Annotated in this window: 28 protein-coding genes and 1 tRNA gene; 21 read left to right on the top strand and 8 right to left on the bottom strand. The window is 39.8% G+C overall.

Annotated elements, in window-relative coordinates:
- Positions 1-10: 10 nt before the first annotated feature.
- The 7 genes from RWX26_RS06875 to RWX26_RS06845 all read right to left on the bottom strand — a co-directional run bounded on the left by RWX26_RS06875 (position 11) and on the right by RWX26_RS06845 (position 3,769).
- A complete protein-coding gene (locus RWX26_RS06875; protein WP_008809739.1) occupies positions 11-211 on the bottom strand; it encodes a hypothetical protein in 201 nt (66 codons plus the stop codon).
- Positions 212-405: 194 nt separating this feature from the next.
- Positions 406-1,896 (bottom strand): primase C-terminal domain-containing protein, encoded by a 1,491-nt coding sequence (locus tag RWX26_RS06870; protein WP_105025994.1) that lies wholly within the window; start codon positions 1,894-1,896, stop codon positions 406-408.
- A 33-nt stretch (positions 1,897-1,929) separates the two neighbouring features.
- Positions 1,930-2,601: a DUF2786 domain-containing protein gene (locus tag RWX26_RS06865; protein ID WP_314580284.1), complete on the bottom strand. Its 672-nt coding sequence runs from the start codon at positions 2,599-2,601 to the stop codon at positions 1,930-1,932.
- Position 2,602: 1 nt separating this feature from the next.
- Positions 2,603-2,917 carry a hypothetical protein gene (locus RWX26_RS06860; protein ID WP_314580282.1) on the bottom strand — a complete coding sequence of 105 codons (315 nt, stop codon included), beginning with the start codon at positions 2,915-2,917 and terminating at the stop codon, positions 2,603-2,605.
- A 3-nt stretch (positions 2,918-2,920) separates the two neighbouring features.
- Complete coding sequence (locus RWX26_RS06855) at positions 2,921-3,070, bottom strand: hypothetical protein (RefSeq protein WP_268715203.1); 150 nt, start codon at positions 3,068-3,070, stop codon at positions 2,921-2,923.
- 11 nt (positions 3,071-3,081) lie between these two features.
- Positions 3,082-3,582: a hypothetical protein gene (locus tag RWX26_RS06850; protein ID WP_042763686.1), complete on the bottom strand. Its 501-nt coding sequence runs from the start codon at positions 3,580-3,582 to the stop codon at positions 3,082-3,084.
- A 37-nt stretch (positions 3,583-3,619) separates the two neighbouring features.
- Positions 3,620-3,769 (bottom strand): hypothetical protein, encoded by a 150-nt coding sequence (locus RWX26_RS06845; RefSeq protein ID WP_314580277.1) that lies wholly within the window; start codon positions 3,767-3,769, stop codon positions 3,620-3,622.
- A 520-nt stretch (positions 3,770-4,289) separates the two neighbouring features.
- On the opposite strand from RWX26_RS06845, the gene RWX26_RS06840 reads away from it, so the two are divergent.
- The 21 genes from RWX26_RS06840 (at position 4,290) to RWX26_RS06740 (ending at position 21,416) form a co-directional block, all read left to right on the top strand.
- A complete protein-coding gene (locus RWX26_RS06840) occupies positions 4,290-4,592 on the top strand; it encodes a hypothetical protein (RefSeq protein WP_270619057.1) in 303 nt (100 codons plus the stop codon).
- A 392-nt stretch (positions 4,593-4,984) separates the two neighbouring features.
- A complete protein-coding gene (locus RWX26_RS06835; protein ID WP_270619056.1) occupies positions 4,985-5,212 on the top strand; it encodes a TetR family transcriptional regulator in 228 nt (75 codons plus the stop codon).
- Positions 5,213-5,214: 2 nt separating this feature from the next.
- The gene (locus RWX26_RS06830; protein ID WP_061592352.1) at positions 5,215-5,430 is read left to right on the top strand and encodes a hypothetical protein; all 216 of its coding nucleotides are present in this window, start codon (positions 5,215-5,217) and stop codon (positions 5,428-5,430) included.
- Positions 5,431-5,526: 96 nt separating this feature from the next.
- Positions 5,527-5,841, top strand: a complete 315-nt coding sequence (locus tag RWX26_RS06825; protein ID WP_061592353.1) for a hypothetical protein — start codon at positions 5,527-5,529, stop codon at positions 5,839-5,841.
- An 18-nt stretch (positions 5,842-5,859) separates the two neighbouring features.
- A complete protein-coding gene (locus tag RWX26_RS06820) occupies positions 5,860-6,258 on the top strand; it encodes a hypothetical protein (RefSeq protein WP_314580273.1) in 399 nt (132 codons plus the stop codon).
- 181 nt (positions 6,259-6,439) lie between these two features.
- The gene (locus RWX26_RS06815; RefSeq protein ID WP_314580269.1) at positions 6,440-7,963 is read left to right on the top strand and encodes an FtsK/SpoIIIE domain-containing protein; all 1,524 of its coding nucleotides are present in this window, start codon (positions 6,440-6,442) and stop codon (positions 7,961-7,963) included.
- Between the two features lie 204 nt (positions 7,964-8,167).
- The gene (locus RWX26_RS06810; protein ID WP_061592356.1) at positions 8,168-9,421 is read left to right on the top strand and encodes a replication initiation factor domain-containing protein; all 1,254 of its coding nucleotides are present in this window, start codon (positions 8,168-8,170) and stop codon (positions 9,419-9,421) included.
- Positions 9,418-9,858, top strand: coding sequence for a hypothetical protein (locus RWX26_RS06805; protein ID WP_061592357.1), 441 nt, complete (start codon positions 9,418-9,420; stop codon positions 9,856-9,858). Before RWX26_RS06810 ends, RWX26_RS06805 begins: the two co-directional genes overlap by 4 nt.
- A gap of 5 nt (positions 9,859-9,863) precedes the next feature.
- Positions 9,864-10,652, top strand: a complete 789-nt coding sequence (locus RWX26_RS06800) for a DNA methyltransferase (RefSeq protein ID WP_125445709.1) — start codon at positions 9,864-9,866, stop codon at positions 10,650-10,652.
- Between the two features lie 84 nt (positions 10,653-10,736).
- Positions 10,737-11,003 (top strand): hypothetical protein, encoded by a 267-nt coding sequence (locus tag RWX26_RS06795; protein WP_061592359.1) that lies wholly within the window; start codon positions 10,737-10,739, stop codon positions 11,001-11,003.
- Between the two features lie 11 nt (positions 11,004-11,014).
- Positions 11,015-11,464 (top strand): LPD11 domain-containing protein, encoded by a 450-nt coding sequence (locus tag RWX26_RS06790; protein WP_223320658.1) that lies wholly within the window; start codon positions 11,015-11,017, stop codon positions 11,462-11,464.
- The gene (locus RWX26_RS06785; RefSeq protein WP_314580265.1) at positions 11,461-11,931 is read left to right on the top strand and encodes a hypothetical protein; all 471 of its coding nucleotides are present in this window, start codon (positions 11,461-11,463) and stop codon (positions 11,929-11,931) included. Before RWX26_RS06790 ends, RWX26_RS06785 begins: the two co-directional genes overlap by 4 nt.
- Before the next feature lie 15 nt (positions 11,932-11,946).
- Entirely contained in the window at positions 11,947-12,183 is a 237-nt protein-coding gene (locus RWX26_RS06780) for a hypothetical protein (protein ID WP_061592362.1), read from the top strand.
- A 79-nt stretch (positions 12,184-12,262) separates the two neighbouring features.
- Positions 12,263-13,219 (top strand): conjugal transfer protein, encoded by a 957-nt coding sequence (locus tag RWX26_RS06775; protein WP_314580261.1) that lies wholly within the window; start codon positions 12,263-12,265, stop codon positions 13,217-13,219.
- Between the two features lie 17 nt (positions 13,220-13,236).
- Positions 13,237-13,470 (top strand): TcpD family membrane protein, encoded by a 234-nt coding sequence (locus RWX26_RS06770; protein WP_061595049.1) that lies wholly within the window; start codon positions 13,237-13,239, stop codon positions 13,468-13,470.
- A gap of 4 nt (positions 13,471-13,474) precedes the next feature.
- Positions 13,475-13,903, top strand: a complete 429-nt coding sequence (locus tag RWX26_RS06765; protein WP_032908047.1) for a TcpE family conjugal transfer membrane protein — start codon at positions 13,475-13,477, stop codon at positions 13,901-13,903.
- Positions 13,887-16,400, top strand: coding sequence for an ATP-binding protein (locus tag RWX26_RS06760; RefSeq protein ID WP_314580258.1), 2,514 nt, complete (start codon positions 13,887-13,889; stop codon positions 16,398-16,400). Before RWX26_RS06765 ends, RWX26_RS06760 begins: the two co-directional genes overlap by 17 nt.
- Positions 16,400-18,751 (top strand): hypothetical protein, encoded by a 2,352-nt coding sequence (locus RWX26_RS06755; RefSeq protein WP_314580256.1) that lies wholly within the window; start codon positions 16,400-16,402, stop codon positions 18,749-18,751. The genes RWX26_RS06760 and RWX26_RS06755 overlap by 1 nt, the downstream gene beginning before the upstream one ends.
- Positions 18,748-19,818 (top strand): phage tail tip lysozyme, encoded by a 1,071-nt coding sequence (locus RWX26_RS06750; RefSeq protein WP_002927219.1) that lies wholly within the window; start codon positions 18,748-18,750, stop codon positions 19,816-19,818. The genes RWX26_RS06755 and RWX26_RS06750 overlap by 4 nt, the downstream gene beginning before the upstream one ends.
- A 55-nt stretch (positions 19,819-19,873) precedes the next feature.
- On the top strand, positions 19,874-20,212 hold the full coding sequence (locus tag RWX26_RS06745) for a DUF771 domain-containing protein (protein ID WP_002927224.1): 339 nt from the start codon (positions 19,874-19,876) through the stop codon (positions 20,210-20,212).
- Between the two features lie 52 nt (positions 20,213-20,264).
- Positions 20,265-21,416, top strand: coding sequence for a site-specific integrase (locus RWX26_RS06740; protein ID WP_002927227.1), 1,152 nt, complete (start codon positions 20,265-20,267; stop codon positions 21,414-21,416).
- 61 nt (positions 21,417-21,477) lie between these two features.
- Here the strand turns inward: RWX26_RS06740 and RWX26_RS06735 are convergent.
- Positions 21,478-21,561: transfer RNA gene (locus RWX26_RS06735), tRNA-Leu, on the bottom strand.
- Positions 21,562-21,623: the final 62 nt, after the last annotated feature.

The following is a 21,623-nucleotide window of genomic DNA, read 5'->3' as shown; positions in this document are numbered from 1 at the left end:
AACCTCCCTTCTAACAAACCTTATGAAATCTAAATGGAGCCTGATAGTAATTCGGATACTGAATAATTCTCTTTGTCCTCGTTACTGGTACGGGTTTGTGATACCATTTTTGAAGATATTGAGAAGCCATCCCCTGAGTCTCAAAAACTAGAAGGTTCTTCTTCTCATCACGCAGATAATCTCCAATCTCAAAACTAAAAATAGCAATCATTTGACTTCCTCACTTTCTTGATCTTCCAAGTTCTTGACTAGCTCCAGAACATTGAGTACACCCAACTCTTATACTTTTTTACGTGTTAATTGTTCTCCTACCTAATGAATAGTTACTAGCTAGTTTTTCCCCGCCTCCGAATTGCCTCACATTATCCTAGATATAATGTAAAGGCACTTGACGGGTTTTATTTTTTATCCAATGTCGAGCTCAAATAAAGAGAGTTGTGATACTTGTTTAAGGTCATTTTTAACTCCTTCTATCACTCGCCGAGTGAGACTCAAGCTTTCTTCAAAGAAAGCAGCAATATAACCAACATACGCTTCCTGGCGTTCCTTTTTCACCTGGAGAAGGGACAGGAAGATAGCCTTGACGGAAGCAATACGGATCCCGCCGCCACGGCCAGATTTAATCGTGAAGAAGATCTTCTGATCTGCCTTTAGTGCTTTCAGTACTCTGTCTAAAGAGCGTTCAGGAATACTGAGAGCTTCTCTCAGCGCCTTTTTCGTTGTCTGAATAAATGGATCTTCTGACTGGTAAAAGTCCTCTAAATAGGCCATCACATCGGCTTTCCATTCATACAGATGACTGTTCTTGCGATCAGCCCGCTTCTTCTTGAATTTGTACCACCGCTGCTTGGTAAAGAGATCCGCAGCCTTCAAATCCTTATTGACCCAGGCCCGACACAGCAGCATGATATAATCTCTGCTGGCTGCCTCATATTTGCCTGAATAAGCACTGGCAATAATCTTTAAGAGTTCGCTTGTAGTGACTGGTTCGTCCAGTCGTAGGCTAAATTCGTTTAACACGACCTCACAATCGCCTTGTGAGACACCGCTGGAGAAATTAGCCAAGGCTAAAGTGAACAATACAGAATTTCGACCCATTAAGTCCTTAGTACCTTTGATGTTTGACTCATTCATCAACATCTTATACCAGGGCTCATCGGTCTGTTTTGCCCCTTCTGTTCCTGAAATAACCGTTAGGTTCGGTTTCTTACTTGGGAAAGGCAAGTCTGATTGTTTCATCGACCAATTCAGCCACTCCTGGAAAGAATAGGTGTACTCTTCGTCAAAGAATTCGATATTATCTGTACGGGGTATTCTGCAAATACCAAAGTGATTACAGGTCATATCAACAGGTAAAGTCTGACCAAAGTAACTTCTCAAGTTTTGAGAGATCGCCTTGGCCACCTTTACCACCTTGAACTGTGAATGGGCGGTCACATAGGCTGGCTCAGACAGAACAAAGTAAGCCTGGTATCCTTTATCTGACTTTAGAATTAACGTTGGCATGAAGCCTAAATCAAGAGCAGCCGTCAGGATGTCTCCTGATGTCATTACATCGTCTGAGGACAGGTCAAAATCAATCACAAAGGTATTGATCTGACGCAAGTTCTCTTCAGCATGGCCACGTGTAATTTGTCGTCGGCTGTCACTGTATGATCCGAAGCGATAAACGTTCGGCGTCCAGTGAGTGAAGCCATCTTGATTTTCTTTAATAGCTTCCATTGAGGTTAGAACAAGTCCACGGGCCTTGATCATGTGAGCTTTGGAACGGTAAGTGAATATAGCTCCTCGCTTACCTTCCTCAACTGAAGAAACAGGTTTCAAATGACTGTTTCTAAATTTATAATTCCTTAATCCATCTTTGAGAATTAAAGGATAGATTGTATTCAAATTCAAATTGAAATATTCCTAATTTTTTTCATCACTGAGCTAGCTGTTTAACAATTCATCAGTCATTAGCTTTGTTTCTTTTGCATGTTCAAGTCCTACAGAATAAGCTTCCAGGTCTACTTTTTGAATTGGAATTTTGGCAGATCTCTCATTGAGTTTTCCCATTCGTCTATACTGTTCTTCCAATACTTCAGCAGGAACCTGAACCATCAAAGCAAATTTTTCTGATGATTGAGTTTGTTTCTCAAAACGCTCATTCAACCCTGTAAGAAATCCAAACAAGTAAGACTTCTTGTAGTCTTTCCAGCGAGCTTTTGTAATTGTAGGGAAGAGACGTTTTAATCGATATTCCAGATATAAAACAGCACCTTCATAAACTTTGGTGCAAAATTCAGCATCACTATCATAGCCAAAGAAAATCATTTTCGTAATTCCTTCATCAACTTTCCTTTGTCTAATGACTTTACACCTGAAGTTTGCACCAAGAATACCAGCCAATTTCTCTTTCCACCAAACCATTCTATATTCTGAGGCTGCAACAGTCTCTCCAATATTATTCTTGTGGATCTTTTGAATATCACTCATGGCTAAATTGTGTTTTACCATCAACTTCTGGGCCATGAGAAGCGCTGACTGCCCTTCTTCATCGTTCGGAGCGTCATAGGCTAATTCAAGCAAATTTTGAACTTTTAGAATGATTTTATCACTCATTTTAAATTCCTCTGTACTTTCTAGGTAGATGACGGGCATAATGGTCAGCTTCATTTACCATAGCATTGTAGAAAATCATATTTTTAGAAATAATCTCTTGCCATTTTGGAATATCTTCTCGATAAATACGATCTAATCCATAAAAATGTTTAGCAAGAAATCTCACTGCACTGATATGGTTTCCTAATTTAACAACACAAAGAACATCATGCTTTGTATCCATAACCCAATGACTTTTAGGGTTGTTTAACACCTTTTTGGCGAACTCTTCATCACGTTCTAACCAGTCATGACCTGGTCTATAATAAACTTTCATCCTCTACCCCTCCATATCCAATTTCCAGAAACAATGGCTGCAAATTGTTTCTTCTTCATCTATCCACCAACAAGCCCCCTTGTCTGGAGTGTAGCAAGCATTGTTCCAAGTGCAGCCACAGATACAACATTTTCCCTGTTCTTTTGAACTCATGTCAACCTCTCTTAGTTCTCTTTCATACTCTTAGGAGGAGCAGCAACCGAAAAGAAGTAGCCGTCCTTTAAGTCCTCTTTACTGTAAAACTCAGTCTCTGCGGTCGTTACATAATCGCACCGACTCCAGTCACTCCGTAGCTTTTTGTAGGACAGTGATACTCTTTTTTCAATTTCTCTAAAGCGAAAACCTAGCTTCAAATACGTGGTCACGATTTCTTCAATATGTTCTTGCGTTTCTGGAACCTTGACCCTGGTTTGGATATTCTCTTTCTTGTCTTCTTCACGTAGGCTTAGCTGATATTGAATATAGAGTAATCGCATTTCCTCAATTTTCTCTTGCCAGTAAGGATTATAAGGCTGACCTGAATACTTGTTCGTTAAGCTGCGGACAGGTTTTCTGAATTTCATCTGAACCTTGTCAAACTCTCCTAGATCTGTCAGCGGATCAATAAATCCTAACGGCTCACTATTGAGTAACTTTTCATATAAATTTAAACTGTTTGTCATCATCGTTTGTCTCCTCTGATACAGTTCTTTACAATCTCCCCTAGGATGTGTTCTGACAGCTCATGCTTTCAAATAAATCAAGTTGAAAGGCACCTGGAGAAGCTTCAGAATCTTCTAGCGGTAATTTCTCTGACTGATTTTCTTTATCGTGATCAATCACTTCATAAACTTCCAATGTGTCAATATTCATGACAATCTCCAATCCTCGCATGATGATCTCCTTTCTCTTTAAATTTAAAACGAACAAAAAAGGAGAACAGATTTCTCCGTTTTCCTTCCTATACAAGATATTCAATTTATACTTTTCTAAAAACTCTTACCACTTACTATTGGGGGTTAAAAGCGAGGGAGGCTGGAGTTGTTCTAGATTCTGAAAATCTAAGAGCACACGCACCAGCTTTTAGCCTGATGAGCTGGCTTGGATGAATCATCAGGAACTGCTGGCCCTAGTTGGGTCGGAGACGCAGGCAGAGGCTCTGTTGGAGTGAGACAACAACCTTTATGCTGCGTGGGCGGTAGCCAGAGTATGACTTCTGGTGAAGAATGAATATGCGAAGATATGAGCATATACTAAATAGATTAGTCATCTGTTTAGGAAAATGGAAAATTTAAAAATAAAATTATAGGCAAATTGCTTTCGTAGTAATTTGCTTTTTCTGTTTTCTTAAGCAGATGATTGCTGATTATCTTAATAGAAAGGAGGCTTATCCATGAGTAAGTGGTTTTTAAATTGGTATCGAAAGCAATTGTTATTAAGTGTATTGAAAAATCGTAGTAAAAACAATGATGTGGGGTTATATTTTTCTGATCGTGGCTTTATCATTGTGAAAATGGAAAAGAAATCAAATATTTGTTTTGCTGCTGACTTACCCGAATTTGACCAAGAATATTTGAAAATGTATATTGAGGATGGTCAATTTATTATCTATAGTGGCCAAGTACAAACAGGAATGATGCGATTTTTGTTGAAAACAAAATCTAAATGGACCAATATTGTAATGTGGAAAGATTGAGGTGATAACATGCTAAAGAAAGGATTATGGTTTATGTTTGGAACGTTATTACTAGCTACTTCTCTTTCTGTTTTTGTCTTTATGCTGATGATTATGATAATTTTTAATTTTATGAAAGGGGTATAGATGAAAGTGAAATGAATTATAGTGATGAAGTAGTTGAATATTATAGAAAGGGTTATCGAAGAATTTTCGATAACTTTTTATTTTCCTTCGAGATATATGCTGCGGATCGTTTGATGCTCTTAAGGTTGTGCAAGTCTAGCTTGAACGAATTAAATCGATTGAATGAGAAATCTTTGAAACAAGATAAGATTGTCACAACTCATTTAATGCGACCCTATCAGCGAATTATTGAAAAGGAACATTGGAAAATCGAAAGGAGTTAGTAGATGGACTATTTTGAAGAACGATTTAAAGGAATCATAGAAAATTTCAAGTTTTCTATGAGGATGTATCGGGATGATTGGACACGCTGTGAAGCATGTTATCGTGCAAGCTTGGGCGAAATGGAAACTATTTTTAGTCGTCATGATAGCCATGATAGCTTTTCTAAGCGTCTGATGGACTGCAAGAATGACTATCAGCGCCTCTTGAAGAAAGAATATTTAGGGGTTTGAAAATGAAATACGCGGTAATTTTTAATAAAAGTATGTTTAATGCTCATAAAAGTATTGCAAGACATGCTGAAATTTTCAAAAAATATCACTACGAAATTGATGAAATTGATATTATGATGAATTTCCAGTCTTTGGAAGAACTAAATGACTTTTTGAATTTATTTGGCGGGAGAGCTTACTATAATTCAAAAAGAAAAGAAATTTGTATTTTAGATTAGAAATGGAGTAAGACTATGAAATTGCCTCGTGCTCCTGCAGTTATTTTTTATTCAGAATCAAATAAAAAAACAAAAACAGAAATGAGGAAAAATTAAATGGCTGATTTACAAAAATTGCCAATTCAGGCAAAGGAAGTTATTGGAGCAGATGTCTATGCTGTTCCAACTGTAACCGAACGGGTCCCAAGTGGGAGAACAATGTTTGATCCCTACCGGATTTTCACTGTAAGCGGCGAAAAACAACAGGATGTGCAGGTACGTGTAAACGGTTTGGATAATAGTTTCGTCCCTAACAAGCTGACTAAGGTTATTTTGGAAAATCTGACAATGACGGTTGGCAGCGTTCAATCTCGGGGCAAGACCAAGCGGGAAATTATCTTTACTGCTGATCGGATTAAACCTGCAAAATAAGAAAAGGAGTGATATTAAATGACTTTTAATGTGGATAAATTTAACCAAGGTACTGTTTATGATGTCCGGGCCAATCTCGGAAACTTGAAATTTCTTTCCCTGGAAAAGCGACCGGTCTTTAATGACGGTCAACGGACGGATGAAATGGAAGTTACCCATGCAATCGTGTATTCTGACAAAATCGGGGATAATCTACAGCTGAAATTAGCTCCAGGAAAAACCTATGAAGAACTGCCGTTTATGACAGAGATCCAGATTATTGGCACTGCTTCTCCTTTCATTTATAACTTTCCTAATGCGGTTGGCTTTGGGGACAACCGTCAAGAGATCACTGATTTTGGTTTCTCTTTGCGGGTTGATGGATATGAGCGCCTGGGTGGCATGAAGCAGCCACCTAAGGAAGAAAAAGCTGGTTAAAACTGGCTTTTCTTGCTGAAAGGGGGTGTCTGAAATATCGGTTATTCGTGAAGTGTTGACCTATCGAGGGGTGAAGATTCGTCCCTGGATGTTGAAGATTAATGCGATTTTGCAAGGATTTATTAGTCTTATCTTTTTGTTAGGGATAGCTTTTTTGGCTTATTGTAACCTGGAGCGGTTGATGGATATGGATAAGGTGCTCCTGGTCTTTCTTGGTAGTTTACTACTGCTGGTTCCGTTCTTAACAAGATTCTTACACCGTTATTTTGAGGAGCGTTTTCTCTTTTACAAGAAGTGTATCCGCTTGTATATCATGGCCCGCTTTCTCAAGGATCATAGTTTTTATATAGAGAAGGAAAAAAAGACAGAAAAGGGGGCAAAAAGAAAAATTGCCTTTCCGAAAGTCTATGTAAAACAGAAGTCTTATGAGTTGTTTATTTCCCTGGAACTCCAGGGAAATAAATTTCAAGAGCAGTTTCTGAATTTGGGTTCAGAGTTTGAAACAGCCTTCTTTATGGATTTTATGGATAAGGTAGACGGGGAAAAGTTTGTTGTCTATCAATTAGCCTATGCTGCCTTTCTCAATCGGATCCATGCTAGCGAGGTCACTTATGATCCCAAAAAAGGAATCAAACTGGCTAAAAATCTATGGTGGAATTTTGTTGAATCCCCCCATTTGCTTGTTGCTGGAGGAACTGGTGGCGGGAAAACAACTTTTATCCGTGCCGTCCTCATTGCCCTGCTCAAAATTGGTGTAGTGGATGCCTGCGATCCCAAGCGGGCTGATTTTGTTCCCTTGGAAAACCTGGAGGTTTTGAAAGGCAGAATCCATTACGATACAGAAAAGATTGTATCGTGTTTTGAAAATGGTGTAGAGATTATGCATAATCGGATGGCTACCATGCGGAAGCTGGCCGCTGAACGGGGAGAAAAAGAATTGGGTTCTTTTGATAAGTATGGGTTAGAGCCTTATTTTATTCTCTGTGATGAATTTAATTCCTTGGTTGCTTCCATGGAGAGCGGAAACTATGTATTAAGGGAGCGCTTTATGGCTGCAGACAAGCAGTTGATTTTACAGGGCCGGCAAGCCGGGGTCTTTCTGATTAAGCTCATGCAAAAACCTAGCGCCCAGGATCTCCCGACTATCATTCGGGACAATATGATGTTCCATATCTCAATCGGAAAACTCAGTGATACTGGGTATCCGATGATGTTCGGGGATGAGAATAAAAACAAACGGTTTAAAAATTATACTCGCCTAGCCGGTAAGCGGGTTTACCGTGGTTATGCGGCCGTTGTCGGTGAGTTGGCCCAGGAGTACTACAGCCCATTGGTCACTAAGGATTTTAATTTCTATGATGTCTATGAAGCCTATCCTAGAATTGCCAATCCTTTCAATCCTTTAGAAAAAAACAAAGAAGGACTCCCAAGTTTGCCAGTTGAGGCTATGGCTCAACAAACAAGCCTAGCTGATTTTGCTAAAGAGAATGATTTGCCTTTGTCTACGGCCAGAAAAATCATGGAACTACTGGTAGAAAACGGCTATGAGGTGGAATCTTCTGCAGGTGCTGCCCTGTCTGACCAGGTCCAGAACTTGTTAGTCCAGATTATGGCGGATAAAGAGTTGACTAATGACACCTATAAGGTCGTTGTCAAGCGGATAGTGGACCGTCAGGAGGAATTAGCATCCGGTGCTGTGCAGTGAGTGCAGTGCCCGCCTGGGCGGGAAAGCACGGCCGCACGGCTGCACAAGCCGGAGTGGTGAGGCCTGCCCAGGGCAGGCTGAAACCTTCCTACCCCCGTTTGGTAATACGGGGGTAGGGGTAGGTACAAGAAAGTGTGAAAAATAGTGTCAGCTCAAGGAATTTCGCCCTAAATAGCTGATAAAATTAGTAAGAAAGTGAGGACTATGTTTGATTACAAAGAATTGAAGCGAATCCGCCGACACCTGGGCTTTTCGCTGAAAGAATTTTCAGCGCTCCTAGATGTAAACTATAACACTTATAAGAAAATCGAGATTGGGGAGCGGGAACTTCCCAAGGTTTCCCAGAAAAAGTTTCAGCGGCTATTTTTCAACCAGCAGAAACTCAAGGGAACCCGGTTAGAAGGAAAGATTGACTATCTGCGGGTTCGATTTAAAACCTTAGATTATAAGACCATTATTGATAAGGTATTGCGCCTGGGGGAAAAACAATTTTCCGAACAAAAAAAGGGCCTTTATTCTTATCATTATAAGATTGAGTTCCAAAATATCAATATTTACTGGTCAGAGAATGATCATCACATGGGAACCTTGGTAGAGTTTTCGGGGGCTGGCTGCCGTCAGTTTGAATACTACCTGCAGACAGAACAAAAGCGAGACTGGAAGGATTTTGTTTGTTCTTGCGTCAGCTTTGCCCAAAAATCTACGGCTTCTCCAGAAGCTGCAGCGGATTTTTTGAAGTTTACTCGCTTGGATATCGCTTTAGATGAGCTATACAATCCAGAGGGCAACTATCCTCTGCCTGATTTAAAAGACCGTTACGATAAAGGCTTGATTGAGACAAAAGCAAAATCATTCCAGTTGGTAGATAAGTCATCTGGAAGCCAGTCTCAAGGCAAGTCTTTTTATTTTGGGTCAAGAAATTCTCCTGTCTTTTTCAACTTTTATGAGAAAGACCTGGAGCAAGCGGGTAAGTTGGATGTGCCTGTGGAGTTTGTCCGTGAGTATTACCAATTTAAAAATCGGTATGAGGTCCGTCTCAATGATGAAGCGGCTAACCAGTTTGTGAAAGAGTGGGCGGAAAGTTATCAATTTGATGTGGCCGGCAGAGCAGTTGGTCTAATCAATGATAAAATCCATGTCTATAAGCAGACCAGAGGCGGCCGGCAGTTGGATTCGGATTGGTATGCCTTGATGGGATCCTATGAGGCTTTTAAGTTCGTCATGTGTCCTGAGCTTTGTGAAATAGGAGTCAAGGAATATCGTTGGATTGAGCGGAGTGTGGCCCGTACCTTAAAAAGGGTCTTGATGTTGGAGGAAATCCGAGGGGTCAAAAAATTATCTCAGATTATCCGGGAGGCGGTGCTTTCAGATGATGATGAGAAACAGTTTCTTTCTCTAATCGAGGAGGAAGGTTATGCGGATTCCTATGAAAACTTAGTAAGAAAGGCGGTCCTATGATTGAGGCTTATTTAAAAGCATACTATGAAGCTTATGGCAATTATACAGGCTTGTTGGTTAATGTGGTCCTGGCGATTCCTAATCGGGAATACTATGAGCCGGAAGTTTCTAGTTTTCAGTATCAGGAAATGCGCCAGGAGCTAAATCTTCTACGTCAGAAGCGTTATTCTTCTGCCTATCTGAATGATCGTGCGGTTGCTCTCAAATTCAAGAACCAAACACGGGCTTACCTGCAGGCGCTGGATGATCTAGCTTTGGAAAAAAAGCAGGAGCTGCTTCTCTCTCTTTTCTCCTATGAGGAATCTGTTCAAGAGTATTTTTTGCGAATAACGATTGATAGGCATAGAATGATTCGTCGGTTGCTCTCAGAACTGAGAGAGTTTCTAAAAGTTTCTGGTTTGGGTCGATTGCAGTTAGACAGAGGGGGGAGTGTATGAAACAAATGACAGTTTGGGCGCTTTTTGACAGTGGCAATGGCAGTTATACAAAAGGTGTTCAGGCTCTAAATGATTCCAAGGAGACAAACATTGATATTTATCCTGTTGGGATAGACATTGAAGGCAAGAATGAGCATTTTATTAGTCTGGATCTTGCGGATTATGGACGGCTTTTCGGAGATAATAAGATGTTTGAAACGCTGGATCAGTTACCTAGGCCTGATTTGATTATTGCCAGTCCACCCTGTGAGAGCTGGTCTAATGCTTCCGCTATGGATCAGGGTAATGCCTGTTGGAAACGAAATGATGTATCAGACAGTCTATTTGCTCCTCAGGTGCAGCCGTCTCCTTTTACTATTCGTTCCAATGATGACTATGAAAAAGCTCCTATCAATTACCGATATGAGCACCAGTTCTTGAAACGAATCAATGGAGAATTGACCGCTTTTAATACGATTGAAATTATTAAGCGTTACAATCCTCTGTTTTGGGTCATTGAAAACCCTGCAGGTGATCGTTTATGGCCGTATATTGAAGATATTATTGGTTTCAAAATTCCATATAAAAATTTAACTAGGTACAACAATTATGACTATCCTTTGCAAAAGAGGACGACATTTGCAAGTAATGTCTATCTTAATCTAAAAAAAGAAATTATTAAGCCAGAAATGACTTTGAAAAATTTCTCCAAGTCTTATAATGAGCGTTCAAATATTCCGCAAAAGTTGGTGGCGGATATTTTTAATGTCATATATAAGGCTTATATTTTTGAATTAAAGAAAAAAGGAGCATAAAGGAAATGGGAAAAGAATTCATTATTAGAAGCCCATCCATAAGATAGTTATTTATGGATAAAATACTAGAAATGAGGTACAAGAATGGCACAAGGAACTTTGGAAAAAGAAATTTTATCATTGACAGCCCAGCTTTCAGAACTATTGATTGCTCACAATTACCGGGAAGCCTATACGATTGCAGGAACGCTTAACAGTAAGTTAAAAGGGGACATGGTGATTGCCCTTCCGATTGATCAGATCCGGGAAATCCAGACTCAACTGCGGATCTACTACAGGCAAAATGAGAAATTAAACACCATTTCTCAAAGCATGTACGGTACTGGCAAGCGACTAGCGGCCCTTGTTTAGGAGTCGGTGACATGGAATTTGCGATTGTGACAAATACGGAGACGGGACAAAGGGGGCGTTTCCCCTTGCCTTTTCAGATTAGCGCTTTGGAAAAAATCGGAGTGACAGAATCTTTCAAAGGCCAACTCTATGTCTTGCCAGAGGAAGATGATACTTTTGGTTACGGTCTGGACGGTTTTTTGGAATTATCTGAGCTAAAAGCCTACTTGGAAGATTACAAAAACCGCCAAAATCCTTATCATTTTGATTATATGATGTTAAGTAGATTACAGACAGACTGTGACTATTTTTTAGGTTATGGCGGTCGGTATGAGGGGCATCTTTGGGCTGGTAATGTCCCGGATCAGATTGCGGAAATGAAAAAATTGTGGAAGAAATTTCCAGAGGGTGAAAAGCCTGAATGGTTGACTTGGGAAGAAATTTTACAGTATGAAAGGAGAATGACTGAGGAGGACAAATGATTGCAAATATTCGGGTGCTGACGGATGGCAATAGCCGGTCTTTATGCCAGTTGGATTTGATGAAATTCAGTAAAGAGGCGGTATTGGCCAGAATGGAAGAAAGAGGAATTAAGGAAGATTCCTTTTTCATTTGTGGCTTTTCTGATTGGGAAGTTGATTCAATCATGTCCCTGCAGGAAGCCTATCTTTTAAAAAAAGTGATCCTGGAGTTGTACGACGGGGATGATTTCTTGGTACAACACATGTTAAAACATCATCAATCTCCCAGCTTTATCATGAGCCACTACTACCGCTTTGTTTCTAGAGATGAGACTGCTTTGATGAAGCAGCTCCTGGAGGGGGCTGATATGGATAGCGTAGTGGAATTTTTCTTCCAGGCTTCCAGCTGGGTTAGGGCCATCCAGGCTTATATAGATCAGGGAGTGGTACTTAATACCAGCAAAGGGTTCTATGTATCATGTGAATGAAGAAAGGAGGTAAGCATGCCTGTTTACACTATTCATAAGGATTTTTCGAAAGAAGAAAATCCTTACTCAGTTTGGCGTGATGACGGGGAATTGATTGAGGATGACTTATCGTACGGCGAAGCGGTTTATTGGTGCTTCCGGGAACTACAGGAATATGTAGACCAAGCTAGGATTACGAAGCAACAGATGGATGCCGTGATGGGCGACATTGAGGCTTACGATGAGCTTGTTCTTAATCTGGTTCCGGCCTAGCGTTAACTAACTTTCCGTTTTAGCAGACAATTTTAAAAATGTCCGTTTTAGTGGAAAATATATGTAAAGGAGAATAAATTTGAATGTAAAAAAATGGTTTTCTCAACTAAAAAAGGAGGTTGGGAAAGTAAAGTTTCCCAAACCAAACAAAAGCAAGGTAGAGCTGAAGCCCCGGAAAATCAGCCAGAAGGCGGCTAATCGTTTGCTTCTGGGCTTTGTGGCTGGGGTCGTACTCTTATCAACCCTAACCATTGTTTCCAACACCTTTCGTAGTTTGAGGAATGATAAAAACGAGATCCAGGTAACAAACAAAAATTCTCGGACCTATTCTAATCAGGTCAGTCTTTTTATGATGGAATTTTTAAATGTTTACTTCTCAGAAAATAATGCTGAAAATCAAGCCAAACTCAAGGAATACTACGGATCAGGCATTGACATTAAAAACACAGAAAACAACCGAATGGATAGTCAGCTAACAGGCGCTACCTTAGTAGAGGTAGCAGATAATTTAGCGACTTATCGGGTCACTTATTCTGTTAAGGCAGGGGAGGAATGGCAACCAAACTATGGCTTGCTTCATATCCCTTATGCCGTTAAGGATAATAAATTCTATGTTTCAGACTTGCCTTATTTCACTAAGGAAAATTCTTATGCGGCCAAAAATGTAAAAGCTGGTATCCACTTGCAGGACCAGCAGGATAGCAAACAAGAGTTTGGTAAAGCCAAAGAGTATGTTCAAGCTTTGTTTACAGCTTATGCCAGCGGTGATAAAACACAGCTAACCCCTTTTTCAAAGGATATTCAGCCCTTGGAAGGGTACAAACTGACCTCTATTGATTATTCTTATTTTATTACGGATAAGGATCATAAAGATAAGCTGGTAGATGTACTGCAAGTTACCTTTACGGACGGTCTGGGACTGTCCCATCAAGAAAACTTTGTGGTCATTTTGAAAGTAGACAAAGAAAATGATACGTTCCGTGTTCAAAGTTTTGAGCATGGGATTGCTGAAAAATACCGAAAACAAATGAAGTAAAGGAGAGTAGGTAACGAATGAAAGAAGTTATCCTTTTATTGTTGAAAGACGTAGGGGCTTGGGGTGCCCTTGGAATTGGTGCAGGAGCTGGTATTGTTACATTTTTAACAGATCGGTCCGGCGGAAAGATTTTGAAGTCTATTGGAATTGGTTTGGCCGTCGCTTTTTTCTGCTACCAACCAGAATTGGTGTTGAACAAAGTCTCTGAAATCTTGTCTATACTGGTCAATCTTTTCAAGATTGGTGGGTGAGGCAATGGCATTTGAGAAAAAAGATAAGCGATTATATCACTATCGCTCTGCTTTTGAGCAGCCAACTTGGATTCAAAAATTTTCCGATCGTTTTTCTCTGCCTAACGCAATCAAGCTGTCTACACTTGGCTGGACGGCTTTTTTGTTTTTGGCTTATTATTGGCTATTTTCAAATTTTGTAACGAAAGTTATTCCAATTCCTATGCCGTTTTGGATTGGGGTTGGGACACCTATCATTTGGAGTTCAGGGATTGTCCTATCTGATTTTACGATTGAGCAGCAGAAAATCAGTCGTTTTATCCGTGACTATCTAAAATTTTATCGGGTTTATGGCCGAAAACGTAAGCTGAAATATCTGAATGATGGTATTTTGTATTACAAACCAGATTATATCTTAAAGAAAGAGGGGAAATTGAGTGAAACTAACGAATGAAATTGTAGATATTGTTGATAACCTGATGTTAAAAAAAGATGGCAGTGTCTTTGCCTTGTATGAGGTCAATCCCCAAGACATTAATCCCGTAGACTTTACCAAAAAGGAAAAATTTAAGGCATCTGTTGAAGCCTGGCTAACTAATATTAAAAACTATGGCGATGTGGATATTGTCATGCTTCCTTTTCAAAAAGACCTACTGAAAAAATTTCAGAAGCTTTCTCAAAACTTTGCGACTGATACAGAAGAAATGGCTTATTCTGTCCTTGAAAAGTCCTATGATTATCTGTTAGCATCTAAAGAATTATGCGACTATCATTACTTTATCAGTATTCCTCTGAAATCTTTTACTATTTCCGTGGACCTAAAAGAAGTAATCCAGGATTCTATCAATATAGCTTCTGATTTTCTGGTAGAGAGCTTGGGGCTTCAAAAAAGCATAATGGAAGGGTGGGAATTAAAGTACGAAAAACAACGGGCAGAACTGGAAAAAGATTTATCCCTGCTCGATTATCGCCGGCTGTCAACTCGAGAGACGATTTTTGTTAATCGCTATTCATATTTACATTCTTTGAATGTTGATAAAGAATATGAAGTGAATTTGGTTGAAAACTGGATTGATAACTTGGGAGACAAGAATATTGATTACAAGCGTATTAATGTTCTGGAGTTCCAAAATGAAGAAGGCTCTCAATATGTAGCCTTTCTTCCAGTGGCTTATAAGCCAGAAAATGCCTCCTACCTGCATTTTATCGAAAAAGTGCAGTCATTAGGGTTTCCGTTAGAAGTTTGGACCAAGGCTAAGTTTGCCAAGGTCAAGGGGCTGCCCTTTAACAATATCCGGACCAAGGCCCGTAATGTTCGCTTGAAATTGAAAGGGGCTCAGACAGAGTCTGCAGAAGCAGATAGTGTACAGAAAAATTCTGTTGGTCAGAGTAAATATCTAGTAGAGGATATTGAATCCAAAATTGAAGATGGTATTCCTATTCTCAATTACCTGCAGACTTTGGTCATTTTTGATAGTGATTTGAGGGTTTTAAAGCAGAAAATTAACTTGCTGATGGAAGAAATGAAAAGTCGTAAAATCAAAATCTCTCGGGCCACTCCTTACCAATTATATCTGTTTGCCAAAAATCGCTTTGGAGAACTGCTTCAATCCGAGGATAAAAACTTTATCCAAATTGATGAAGTCGGAGCTTTAGCAGAAGACTTGTTTTTTGTCACTCAAAAAGTTGGTCAAGATACTGGCTTTTACTTTGGGATGATTGACAGTCAGCTGAGCTCTTGGCACGGTCGTTATGAAGAGGCTATAGCCGTTTCTGACAAACCGGTCTTTGTCAATATTCTGGAGGCGAATGAAAAGGTAGAGGGAAAAAGTACCGATAATCCGCATATCTCTGTTACAGGTGATACTGGTCAGGGGAAAACTTTTGCCATTTCTTACATTTTCTATTATGCTAGTTTGCTGAACTGCCAAACGCTCTACATTGATCCGAAAATGGAAAAGCGCTACTGGTATAACAAACTTTTGAAGGAGCTGGAAGAAAAGGATATCTATCCAGAAATTCAGGATTATATCCGGAGCATCCACTTTGTGACTTTGGATTATACAAAACCTGAAAATCATGGAGTGCTGGATCCATTGGTCTTTTTAAGCGGGGAGCAGGCAAAGGACCTGATTCTTTCAATGGTCAACGAATTCATGCCTCTGGATGGTAAGGATAAATTTGAGACTGAACTTTCTAAGATGATTCGGGTCTTTGCGGCCAAACGGGCCAATGGTGAAAAAGTAGGAACCTTGTCCGTCATTCAAGAATTGATGAAATCTGATGTTGAGAAAGTCCGAGAGACAGCTGAGAATCTATTGGAAAAAGTGACTGCTTCTGTATTGAGTTTGGTCTTTTCAGACGGTACCAATTCAGCCGTTGACCTGACTGCTCGTAATACGATTCTGGAAATTGCGCATTTGGATTTACCAGCAGATGAACACTCAGAATTGACCTTACAAAATAGAAAAGCTATGGCGGTGCTCTATGCTTTGGGTGATTTTTGTATTAAATTTGGTGAACGAGATTACGGACAAAAAACTGTAATTGGTCAAGATGAAGCCTGGGTATTGAGTATCACAGCTTATGGCCGAGGCCTCCAGGACCGGATCAAACGGGTTGGCCGCTCTCAAAATAATTTCTATGTTTTTACTTCTCAACTGCCGGAGGATTCCAACCGAGCAGACGGAGAAGCAACATCATTTGGAACTTATCTTTGTTTCCATAATGATACTCCTGGATCTGCTGAAAAGGTCCTCTCTCGTCTCAAAGTGGAGGTGACAGAAGATAGTAAGGCCTGGTTTGATAATTTGACCAAGGCCCAATGTCTCATGAAAGATACGCATGGTCGGGTAGAACGGATTACCGTTGATGGTCTATTTTTCCCAGAAGTTAGTGAACTTTTCAGAACCGTTCGCAATCAAGAAAATCAAAAAGAGGAGGTGGCTTAATGAACAAGAAACGGATGAAATGGATTTTCTTCATCCTCACCTTAACATGTTTTCCCGTAGTTCTTGTATATGCCAACGGTGCTCCGATGCCAGGTGCAAATAATTTTAATACAAATACTCCTGCTTCTAATACTGGAACTGGAGCTCCTCAACCAGGAGCCAACGGATTTAATACGAACACTTCACAGAATAATTCCAATACTGGATATGCTCCTCCTAATATACAGGAAGCGCAGTCTAGAGAGGCTCAGAATAAAAAGAAAAAGGAGGAAAAAAAGAAAAAAGACGAAAAAAAAATCGAAAAAGATGACGATTATCAATCTATTCAAAAGAAAGCTGAAAATGTTGACAAAACCCTTAAGAACAAAAATGCTTCTACCAAGGATATTAAAAAAGCTGGGGAAGATATAGAAGATATTAATAAGTATATTGAACAGAACAAGGACAAGGAAGATGCTTCTCAAATTCAGGGGCTGAAAACAACTCAAAATAACTACAATGAACAAGTGGGAAGTAAGCTAGATGATGCCAAAGCACGGGAGGAAGCTCAGGAATACCTGGACAATGCCAGAGAAACAGTCAATCCAGCAGATATGTCTAAGCTGACTTCTTACATTTATGTAGAAGGTGGCTTCTTTAATTCTGATGATCTTTTTCCTAAAGCCGTCAATGCAATTGCTCAAGGAATCTTTTTCTTGGTCAAAGCAATCTATTGCTTAGTTATCATCATTTTGGAACAGGTTTTTACAGCGAACACTTATAAAGAGCTAGATAAGGTTGTTGGTTTCTCGGCTAACTTTTTCAATACTTTCATGACGGATTACAAATATCTGGTTTATGGATTGGCTCTTTTTGGTGGCCTGACAGAATTTTTCAAAACTCGTCGGTTTCCTATTTGGTCTTTCCGCTTTCTTTTGGTCTGGTTTGTGGCGGCCTTACTTTATCAGCCAGCATACTTTCAGCCTAATTATGGTGATTCCCAAGTACCTGCAAGTTATAATCTTTCAGTCCTAGTTAAGATGGCAGACGGACTGGGACAAGATATGACTTCTACTGCTATAAAAGGATTTGATACTATTGATGCAGATAATGCAACCTTGTCTAGTCAAAATGGCAAGAATAATATTGATTCTGTTAAAAATGCAATTTTCGACAAATTGGTTTATGAGCCGTTTTTAGCCCTTAATTTTAATACAACGGATAAAAATGTTGTAACAGAAGATAAAATTAAAGAGTTATTTGTAACAAAAGGTGATCCAAAGGATGTTGAAACATTTGCTAAAAAAAATGAAAAAATTGAACAAGTTTCTTTTGGTTCGGTTGGTGTCAAGATTTTCACAGCCTTTGCGGCCTTTATAAAAGCGCTGGTTATTGGCTTTGCTTTAATTGTCATTGGGTTAATCTCAATTGTCTTTAAATATCTTGCTTTACTGATGATTGTTTGTTCGGTTATTTTGCTCTTTATTGCTATGATTCCAGGTTTTGAACAAGTTCTTGGCAACGCAGGTAAGAAACTGATGCAGTTTGCCTTATTAGGCGGTCTTGGTCTCTTCTTTGTGCGAGCTTTTCTGTATGTCAATGGCTTGGTCGAAGGTGCCGCTGGCGGTATGAACGATATTTATTTTTGGTCTGCTATTATTCAAGGGCTGATTTGGATTGCTCTCTATCGTTGCCGTCACCTGTTGGGCGGTCTCTTTGTCAAGGGAACCATTTCTGCTCAGGAGTTGGCTCAGAAAGCTCAGTTTAATTTTGATCGTTTTTCTATGCCAAAGCTTTCTACAGCTACAGAAAGCTATGGACCTAGTCAAACTGTTCGACCGTCTAACTTTTCCTCTGATACTATTCCTGTGGCATCCCCTCAGGCAAGTTTTAAAAAGTCCCTAGCTACCTTGTTTAGGGCCGGTAAAAATGGGACAGTGCAAGTCTATGACCGCTTAAGATATGGCAAGGAAGACACATTGGATAAGCAACTGTCTCAACAACGGAGGGCAGATTTCAAGCGTCAGTTGCAAGATCGAGCAGAAGGCTTACAGGACTTGTTTGCTGGTGCAAAAGGTGAGTCTTTCTGGGCTAAGGTTCATGACTTGGCTGGCGATTCTGATACACCAGTTCAATTAGCTCATCAAGAGCGACAATACCGTAGACAAGAGCGCTTGGAGCGTACAGAGAAGCGGCGACAAGATTCTATCAACTTTGACCGTTTCCGAGATGAAAGGCGTAGAAATATGGAACCAGGATTTAAGAATGATTGGAAAGAGCGTTTGTCAGCACCGAAGTTGAAACGAGAATGGCAAAAGCAGCAATACCAAAATAATCCAGCGGATGAATTATTTGAGAAAGGGGTAAAATGAAAGCAATTAAGCGAGGACTAATCGGGTTAGGGACTGTTTCAGTCCTTTTCTTTACTCTTGTTTTTCTGGTGATTGGCAGTGGTTCAGTTGATTCTCAAACTTATTCGGCTACTTCTGGAGGGATTTCTGTTTCTGCCCAAGAGTTTGCCCAGAAATTTACAGAGAAGACGGGCCGTCAGTTGAGTGAAGAAAATGCACAGACTGCTTTAGATTTTGGAGCCCGGCTAATGAACCAGCACCACTTCACCTTACAGGGGACAAGTGGCAGTCTGGCTGTAGCTTATCGGGAATGCGGCTTTGATCATACAGCCGTTAATCCTAGTGGTGGTGTTGCCGGTTTCTATCAGTGGTCTGGGTGGTCCAGTACCATTAATGGTGATCGCTGGGCCCAAGCCAAAGAAAAAAAGCTAGATAAGCAAATCCAAATAGACCTGATGAGTGCTGAATTAGAGGGGCATTATGCCCAAGTGGTCGAAAAGGTTGGACCTAGCACAGATCCTAAGCAAGCAGCCCGAGATTGGTCGCAATATTATGAGGGAGTAGCAATCAGTGATTCTCAGACCAAAGTCAGTGATATTGAACAATGGGCGGAGGTTATCTATGATATTTTAAAGGATGGCCAAGCAACCTTTAATCAGGATAATAATACAGGTTCTAGCTCGGTAGCTGTACCAGAGGGCTGGGGGAATATCAGCCAGTATGACGGTCATGCTTATGATGGTAGTGGCTCTTATCCAGCAGGCCAGTGTACATGGTACGTGTTTAACAGGGCAAAACAGCTCGATATCCAGTTTGATTCTTACATGGGAAATGGCGGTCAGTGGTGGCAAAAAGCTGGTTATAAATCTAGTCATACGCCCAAGAAGCATACTGCTGTCTCGTTTGTCCAGGGGCAGGCTGGCTCTGATCCTACTTATGGCCACGTGGCATTTTGTGAGGAGGTTAGGTCTGACGGTTCAGTCTTGATTTCTGAAATGAATGTTGTTGGGGTGCCAGCTATGACAGTGGGCTACAGGGTTTTCGATGCCAATACGGCTAAGCAGTTTTGGTATGTAGAGGGACATTAATAAGCAAGTCTAAGAAATAGGCTTGCTTATTATTTTGTGAAAGGTGAGACAAACTATGAATAAATTGATTGTTAATTTAGAAAATATTACTATTGCTCTTCCAGAAGATAAAGTCATTATTGAAAAGGGAGAGTATGAGGAGCTGAAAAAGAATGCTAACAAAGGGAAATATATGACCATGAGTGAGCTTTTGGAGCTGCTTTCAGTTAGTCGTCCTTGGTTAATTGAACATATCCTTTATCGGCCATCGATTAAACAGGAAATTGATATTGAACAAAATCCCAAAGGTTTTGTTAAGTATCCAAGCGCTCAGGGTGGGAAATATTTGTTTTTAGCTTCAAAAACAAAGGAATACTTTGAAAAGAATTTTCGGGAAATTCTTATTGGAGCATGATATAATAGTCGAGACAAAGTCTTGATTATCGCTTTTTTAGGAAGGGGTAAATATGGCTATATCATATAGACAGCGAGGTAAGAAGAAATTATGGGACTATAGGGTCTTTGACAGTAAAAAGAAAGTGATTGCATCTAATTCTGGTTTTCGAACAAAGAAAGAAGCTCAGATTGAAGCTCTTGCTTTTGAGATGAAAGTAAAAAATGGAGTAGTCGTTGATAGAGAAGTTACTCTGTATCAGTTATGGGAGCGTTGGTTTGAATTACAGATTCTACCTTTAGGAAAATCAGAATCTGCTTTAAACAAACATAGATTCCGTGGGAAGATTATACAGAAGTATTTCCAGGATAAGCCGGTATGTGATATTCGATCAAGTGAATACCAGGAAATTATAAATGTTTATGCTAGAACAAATAGTCGGGATAATGTTAGCCGTTTAAACTCTGAAATTAAGAAAGTCATTATTTTTGCAAAAAGGGATAAGATTAATATTCATGATTTTGCTGAAGGAGTTATATTGTCTGGGCGACCTTCTCCTAAAGGGAAGAAAGATAGGTATATTCATAGTCTAAAAGATTATGCACGCTTAGCAGTTTATCTTGAAGAACAATTGGATTATAGAAAATCTGTAGTTCCTTTCCAGCTATATGTGCAACTAAAAACAGGGCTGCGGGCTGGTGAAGTTTCGGGATTGAGTTGGGATTGTGTTCTCTGGGAGCGTCAAGGTATCCGTACCTATCGTCGTTATGATACAGTAAGAAGACGATGGACAAAGCCTAAAACTGAGGACTCTATCCGATTTATTCCAGTTGACTTTAAAGTTATAGAGATCCTTAGAAATTTGAAAAATATTCAGGAAGAATTATTGCCATTCTATGGACTAGAAAATCCAGACAATGTAGTTTTTTTTGATTTATTCAATGGTATAAGTAGCAATAATACGGTGAATAAATGGCTTAAAAATATACTCCAGGAGTTGAATATTAAACCATTAAATATGACAAGTACAGGGTTAAGGCATAGTTATTGCAGTTCTCTTCTAGCAATGGGGATTGATATTTGGGCTGTTTCAAAGCTTATGGGTCATAAGGATATAACTGAAATAACAGAAACTTATGGACATTTAATCAAAGAAAAAGCAGATGAAGAGAATAATAAAGTAAGAAATCTATTGTCTCGGCTAAATGAAAAAGTGCAAAGTTGACCAAAAGTTGACCAAAAATAAAAGAAACGCTGATAAACCAACGTTTCTAAAACTTAAGCTATACCGGCGGCCGGGGTCGAACCGGCACGTCCGTGAGGACACTGGATTTTGAGTCCAGCGCGTCTGCCAATTCCGCCACGCCGGCTCAAGTTTTTAACTGGGGTAGCTGGATTCGAACCAACGCATGAGGGAGTCAAAGTCCCTTGC

It is taken from the genome of uncultured Streptococcus sp. (assembly GCF_963536705.1).
In the GTDB taxonomy this organism is placed as follows: Bacteria; Bacillota; Bacilli; order Lactobacillales; family Streptococcaceae; genus Streptococcus.
The sequence above is the reverse complement of the archived record's forward strand: the minus strand, read 5'-3'. Positions and strand labels throughout refer to the sequence as shown.